Below are 5882 nucleotides of genomic sequence, written 5' to 3' on the forward strand. Positions count from 1 at the left end.
AGATTACCGCTCGCTGAACCCGGTGATCTGCTCCGTCGACTGCGACCAGTCGGCGACGACTTTGGCGACGCGGCCCGGTGTCGTGTCGCCCTGCAGCAGCTGCAGCAGCTTCTGGCACGCAGCGCGCGGACCCTGGGCGACCACCAGCACGCGTCCGTCGGCGTGGTTGGCCGCGTAACCGGTCAGGCCGAGCTCCAACGCTCGGCAGCGGGTCCACCAGCGGAAACCGACTCCCTGCACCCACCCGTGCACCCAGGCGGTCAGCCGCACGTCAGGCGCCGACATCGACGACCTCCAAGTTGACCGTGGTGCCCGACTTGAGGGTGCGCCCGACGGTGCACGCCAGCTCCACCGCGCGGTTGATGACCACCAGCAGACGCTCCTTTTCGTCCTCGGTGAGGCCCGACAAGTCGAGCTCCATGGTCTCCTCGATCAGGGGATAGCGCTCCTGGTCGCGGTCGGCCGCACCGGATACCTTGACCACCGCCTGGTAGTCGTCGCCGAGCCGCCGGGCCAGCGGCTGGTCACTGGCCATCCCGCTGCATGCGGCGAGTGCGATCTTGAGCAGCTCTCCGGGGGTGAATACCCCGTCGACGTCCTCGGAGCCAACCAGCACCTGCGCCCCCCGCGTGCTGCGTCCGATGTAACGGCGCGTGCCGGTGCGCTCGACCCACAGTTGCGTCATGGCTTCTTTCTACCCGGGGGTCTTTGCGTCGAGATCGACGGCAGCGCCCCCGCGAGAGAGAGCATCGCGCTGACGTCGATCTCGATGCGTCAACACCCGCCCTACTTTCGGGGCCGCGGCTGGCATCGCGGGCAGTAGAACGACGAGCGGTTCATAAACCTCTCCCGGCGTATCACCGCGCCGCAGCGCCGACAGTTTTCGCCTTCGCGGCCATAAGCGTCCAGCGACCGCTCGAAGTAGCCCGACTCGCCGTTGACGTTGACATACAAAGAGTCGAACGAGGTGCCACCTTTCGCCAGCGCTTCGCGCATCACGTCGGCGGCGGCATGCAGGACCGCTCCCAGACGCCGGCACCTTAGTGTGGCGGCGACGTGGGCGCCGTTCACCTTGGCCCGCCACAGCGCCTCATCGGCATAGATGTTGCCGATTCCCGACACCACCCGCTGATCCAGCAGCTGGCGCTTGAGTTCGGAATGCTTGCGCCGCAACACTTTAACTACAGCGTCACAATCGAACCGCGGGTCAAGCGGGTCGCGCGCCAGGTGGGCGACCGGCACCGGTACCACGCTGCCGTCCACCGTCACCAGGTCGGCAAGCAGCCACCCTCCGAAGGTCCGTTGGTCAGCGAAGCTCAGCACGGTCCCGTCGTCGAGCAGCGCGGAAATCCGGACGTGAGCGGCACACGGCACCGCCCCGAGCAGCATCTGCCCACTCATGCCCAGGTGCACCACGAGTGCGGTGTCCGTCGGCCTATGGACCCCAGCCGTATTGAGTGTCAACCACAGGTACTTGCCGCGCCGATCGGTTCCGTTGATCCGCGCTCCCCGCAGCCGCGCCGTCAGATCCGCGGGCCCGGCATCGTGGCGGCGCACAGCGCGGGGGTGGTGCACCCGAACCTCGGTGATGGTCCGGCCGGTCACGTGAGCCTGCAAGCCGCGCCGCACCACCTCGACTTCGGGCAGCTCGGGCATCCAGTGATGATCGCAAGCGCGGCGAAGCCGGGCGCAGCGGGTCATCACCATCGAACCAGTGATGATCGCAAGCGCGGCGAAGCCGGGCGCAGCGGGTCATCACCATCGAACCAGTGATGATCGCAAGCGCGGCGAAGCCGGGCGCAGTCCCCCGCAAGCGGGAGGTGCCCCCAGGTCATCACCATCGAACCAGTGATGATCGCAAGCGCGGCGAAGCCGGGCGCAGTCCCCCGCAAGCGGGAGGTGCCCCCAGGTCATCACCATCGAACCAGTGATGATCGCAAGCGCGGCGAAGCCGGGCGCAGTCCCCCGCAAGCGCGGCAAAGCCGGCGCCCCCAGGTCATCACCATCAATCCAGTTAGGCGGAGGTTTTGCCCGGCATGGCGTTGTCGAGCACTTCCAGGGCTTTCCAAGCGGCCGCCGCGGCTTTTTGCTCGGCTTCTTTTTTGGACCGGCCCACTCCTGAACCGTATTCGCTGTCCATCACGACAACCACCGCGGTGAATTCCTTATCGTGGTCCGGGCCGGTGGAGGTGACCAGGTATGACGGCGCACCCAGCCCTCGCGCTGCAGTCAGCTCCTGCAAGCTGGTCTTCCAATCCAATCCCGCACCCAGGGTCGGCGCGGCGTCCAGCAACGGGCCAAACAGCCGCAGGATCACCTCACGGGCCTTCTCCATACCGTGTTGCAGGTAGATCGCGCCCAGCAGCGATTCCATACCGTCGGCCAGAATGCTGGACTTGTCGGCCCCGCCGGTGTTCGCCTCGCCGCGACCCAATAGCACGTGAACACCGAGGCCTTCCGCACAGAGGCGGCGTGCGACGTCGGCCAGGGCCTGGGTGTTGACTACGCTGGCCCGCAGTTTGGCCAGATCCCCCTCCGACCGATCAGGATGACGATGGAACAGCGCGTCGGTGATGGTCAGCCCTAGCACGGCATCGCCGAGAAACTCCAAACGCTCGTTGGTCGGCAGCCCGCCGTTCTCGTAGGCGTAGCTGCGGTGGGTCAACGCCAGTGAGAGCAGCTCGTCCGGGAGGTCCACACCGAGTGCGTCGAGCAGGGGTTGTCGTGACCGGATCATCGCTCACCTCGTAATGTGTCGGACTCCGGCCCGAGCATTTCGACCAACTTCGCCCACCGCGGGTCGATCTGTTCATGGCGATGACCTGGCTCGCTGGCCAGCGGGACACCGCACTGCGGGCAAAGACCCGGGCAGTCCGGCCGGCACACCGGCGAAAACGGCAATTCCAGACCGACCGCATCGATGATCGGCTGCTCGAGATCGATGGTTTCGTCGACGACGCGTCCGACCTCGTCTTCCTCGGTGGTCTCGTCGGTGGCGCTATCCGGATAGGCAAACAGTTCGGTCAGGGCTACCTGAACGCGACCCCGCACCGGGCTGAGGCAACGAGCACACTCGCCGACGGTCGGGGCGGCCACGGTCCCGGTCACCAACACGCCTTCGGACACCGACTCGACCCGCAGATCCAGGTCCAGAAGGGCGCCCTGGTCAATCGCGATCAGCTCCAGCCCGATGCGTGCGGGGCTGTGCACGGTGTCATGCAGCTCGAACATCGCTCCCGGTCGTCGCCCCAACCGTGCGATGTCGACCGTCATCGGCGACGCCACATGTCGCTGCGCAGTGGGACCGTGCTGCCTGGCCATAAGAGAAATCCTACGGCGCACGCCACCCAGATCCACGCCGCGTTGGGCGTTGGCCGGCGCTTGATCCTTGCGCCGGGTGAATGGTGTTAGCGCACCGCGTAGTCGTGAGTGCCGGCCGCTGTGCGGAGCTGGTGGCGACCGCGGCCAACGGACCGCAGGGTGCCGTTGAGGAATTCCTCGAATTCGGCGAGCTTGTTGTCGACGTAGATATCGCATTCTCCGCGTAGCCGGTCCGCCTCGGCGTGCGCCGTGTCGACGAGGCGGGTCGATTCCGCGTTGGCCGCCGCAACCACCTCGTTCTGCGATACCAGGCGCTGCTGCTCTTTGATGCCCTCCTGCACGGCTTTCTCGTAGGAGATGTTGCCGTTTTCGATCAGCCGGTCGCATTCGGCCTGGGCGCGACTGACGCTGGCCTCGTATTCGCGTTTCGCGGCGGTGGCGATGCGAATCGCCTCCTCGCGTGCATCGGCGACCATTCGCTCGCTGTGCTGGCGTGCCTCGCTGACCATCCGATCAGCCTGCGCCTTCGCGTCAGACAGGATCCGGTCAGCCTCGGTGCGGGCGTGGTTGAGTATCGACTCCGCCTCAGTGGTCGCCGAGGACACCATAGAGTCAGCGTGCGTCTTAGCGTCCTGCAACATCGAATCACGTGCGTCGAGGACGTCCTGCGCGTCATCCAGCTCACCGGGGATCGCATCCTTGATGTCGTCGATCAACTCCAGCACATCCCCACGCGGGACGACGCAACCTGCCGTCATCGGCACGCCTCGGGCTTCTTCGACTATGGCGCTCAATTCGTCCAGCGCTTCAAAGACTCGGTACACGGCCACACCCTCCTGGCATCTTGCAAGATCCCTGTTGTTACCAGTGTGCCTGGTGTTTCGTCTGTGACTGCACTGGTGGCGCCGGTGTGTCGGGACACAATTTCATATTCGACGAGCCCGGGCGACCACTCAGATCACGCGGCCTGCTGGGCGCGTGTCGTAGACCGTTCGGCGGCTGACGGGTGAGCCTACGTCGTCTGGGCGATCTTGCCCGAGCGTGCCGACAACGTAGGTGTCGATGCTGGCCCGTCACGGACCACGCTATGGTGGCTCGGTGAACGGGCACTCAGACGACAGTAGCGGCGACGCGAAGCAAGCCGCACCCACGCTGTATATTTTCCCGCATGCCGGCGGCACCGCGAAAGACTATGTCGCATTTTCCCGAGAATTTTCCGCCGACGTAAAGCGGATTGCTGTCCAATACCCCGGCCAGCACGATCGTTCTGGCCTGCCACCGCTTGAGAGTATTCCCACCCTCGCTGACGAAATCTTTGCAATGATGAAACCGTCGGCTCGGATCGACGATCCGGTGGCATTCTTTGGGCACAGTATGGGCGGAATGCTAGCCTTCGAAGTAGCGTTGCGATACCAATCGGCGGGCCATCGAGTCCTGGCATTCTTTGTGTCGGCCTGCTCAGCACCGGGTCATATCAGATACAAGCAGCTCCAAGATTTATCAGATCGCGAGATGTTGGACTTGTTCACCCGAATGACAGGAATGAATCCAGATTTCTTTACCGACGACGAATTTTTCGTTGGAGCGCTACCCACGTTGCGAGCGGTCCGAGCCATCGCCGGTTATTCCTGCCCACCAGAGACGAAGCTCTCGTGTCCGATTTATGCCTTTATCGGAGATAAAGATTGGATCGCAACGCAAGACGACATGGATCCGTGGCGCGATCGGACGACGGAAGAGTTCTCTATCCGTGTATTCCCTGGGGATCACTTCTACCTCAACGACAATTTGCCAGAGCTAGTCAGCGACATAGAAGACAAAACACTCCAATGGCATGATCGAGCTTAGCTATGCTCCGGATGTAGCTGGCCGAAGATCCAACTGGCCGAAGGGCTCGGGGGTCAACACCTGGACAGCCATTCGCTGGACATTTGCTGAAGATTCACCGTACGTCGGCACCGGTCTGGAGCGGATGGCTTCAGACACACACGGGGGCGGTGGCGGCCGACCGGTCACCCCGCCCCCGCCCGGTATGCACCATCTCGGGTGCAGCCGAGGCGTGTTGTTAATCTCGTCACAACGGGACGCCGGTCACAAGACGTGCGACCCAGCCGCCGGCGGCACTCTGACCTCGGTTCTTACCTGACTACCAATTCGTCACCGGCATCGCACACGTCACACCAACCACAGCGGACGCGGCACGGCACGCGGAAGGGACGTTAGACTCGGCTAGCACCACCACCGTGCCCAGGCAACGACGCCGGCCGTCGCTAAGAAATTTGGTTGACTTCATGAATAAGGCCGCGCCCGCCCCGACAAATGATTACCTTACATTTGCGGGCTAGGCATAGCGGAGCAGGGGTTTTAGTCTAGGGGGAGATCGGCTGGCGCTGCGCAGACATGCTGCGGAAGCAGAACTGCGTAATCGTCAGGTGGCTTGGTCAGTTCAGACCGGCACGTTTCAGAGCGGTGGGGATGTCCCGACGTGCGATCCGACAGGGGTTCGCAGGGTCCGCAAAAAACATAGTGAACGCCAGAAAGCCGAATGGGAGTACAAGGCG

8 protein-coding genes are annotated in these 5882 nt (G+C 63.9%); 2 read left to right on the forward strand and 6 right to left on the reverse strand.

The window, feature by feature from the left end; all coding sequences use genetic code 11:
• Positions 1 to 3: 3 nt before the first annotated feature.
• The 6 genes from acyP to Rv2927c all read right to left on the reverse strand — a co-directional run bounded on the left by acyP (position 4) and on the right by Rv2927c (position 4145).
• Positions 4 to 285, reverse strand: coding sequence for an acylphosphatase (gene acyP / locus Rv2922A; RefSeq protein ID YP_177679.1), 282 nt, complete (start codon positions 283 to 285; stop codon positions 4 to 6).
• Positions 272 to 685, reverse strand: a complete 414-nt coding sequence (locus Rv2923c) for a hypothetical protein (protein ID NP_217439.1) — start codon at positions 683 to 685, stop codon at positions 272 to 274. Before Rv2923c ends, acyP begins: the two co-directional genes overlap by 14 nt.
• 101 nt (positions 686 to 786) lie before the next feature.
• A complete protein-coding gene (gene fpg / locus Rv2924c) occupies positions 787 to 1656 on the reverse strand; it encodes a formamidopyrimidine-DNA glycosylase (protein ID NP_217440.1) in 870 nt (289 codons plus the stop codon).
• 358 nt (positions 1657 to 2014) lie between these two features.
• Positions 2015 to 2737 (reverse strand): ribonuclease III, encoded by a 723-nt coding sequence (gene rnc, locus Rv2925c; RefSeq protein NP_217441.1) that lies wholly within the window; start codon positions 2735 to 2737, stop codon positions 2015 to 2017.
• Positions 2734 to 3357, reverse strand: coding sequence for a hypothetical protein (locus Rv2926c; RefSeq protein NP_217442.1), 624 nt, complete (start codon positions 3355 to 3357; stop codon positions 2734 to 2736). Before Rv2926c ends, rnc begins: the two co-directional genes overlap by 4 nt.
• A 50-nt stretch (positions 3358 to 3407) precedes the next feature.
• Complete coding sequence (locus tag Rv2927c) at positions 3408 to 4145, reverse strand: hypothetical protein (RefSeq protein ID NP_217443.1); 738 nt, start codon at positions 4143 to 4145, stop codon at positions 3408 to 3410.
• 238 nt (positions 4146 to 4383) lie between these two features.
• Here Rv2927c and tesA point away from each other — a divergent pair, with 238 nt between their 5' ends.
• Positions 4384 to 5169, forward strand: coding sequence for a thioesterase TesA (tesA, locus tag Rv2928; RefSeq protein ID NP_217444.1), 786 nt, complete (start codon positions 4384 to 4386; stop codon positions 5167 to 5169).
• Entirely contained in the window at positions 5156 to 5467 is a 312-nt protein-coding gene (locus Rv2929; RefSeq protein NP_217445.1) for a hypothetical protein, read from the forward strand. The genes tesA and Rv2929 overlap by 14 nt, the downstream gene beginning before the upstream one ends.
• Positions 5468 to 5882: the final 415 nt, after the last annotated feature.

This window comes from Mycobacterium tuberculosis H37Rv (genome assembly GCF_000195955.2).
Taxonomy (GTDB): domain Bacteria; phylum Actinomycetota; class Actinomycetes; order Mycobacteriales; family Mycobacteriaceae; genus Mycobacterium; species Mycobacterium tuberculosis.

Bases quoted from the DNA above. Each gene is read 5' to 3' on its own strand.
- acyP (YP_177679.1), bottom strand. From the start codon at position 285: ATGTCGGCGCCTGACGTGCGGCTGACCGCCTGGGTGCACGGGTGGGTG.
- Rv2923c (NP_217439.1), bottom strand. From the start codon at position 685: ATGACGCAACTGTGGGTCGAGCGCACCGGCACGCGCCGTTACATCGGA.
- fpg (NP_217440.1), bottom strand. From the start codon at position 1,656: ATGCCCGAGCTGCCCGAAGTCGAGGTGGTGCGGCGCGGCTTGCAGGCT.
- rnc (NP_217441.1), bottom strand. From the start codon at position 2,737: ATGATCCGGTCACGACAACCCCTGCTCGACGCACTCGGTGTGGACCTC.
- tesA (NP_217444.1), top strand. From the start codon at position 4,384: ATGCTGGCCCGTCACGGACCACGCTATGGTGGCTCGGTGAACGGGCAC.
- Rv2929 (NP_217445.1), top strand. From the start codon at position 5,156: ATGATCGAGCTTAGCTATGCTCCGGATGTAGCTGGCCGAAGATCCAAC.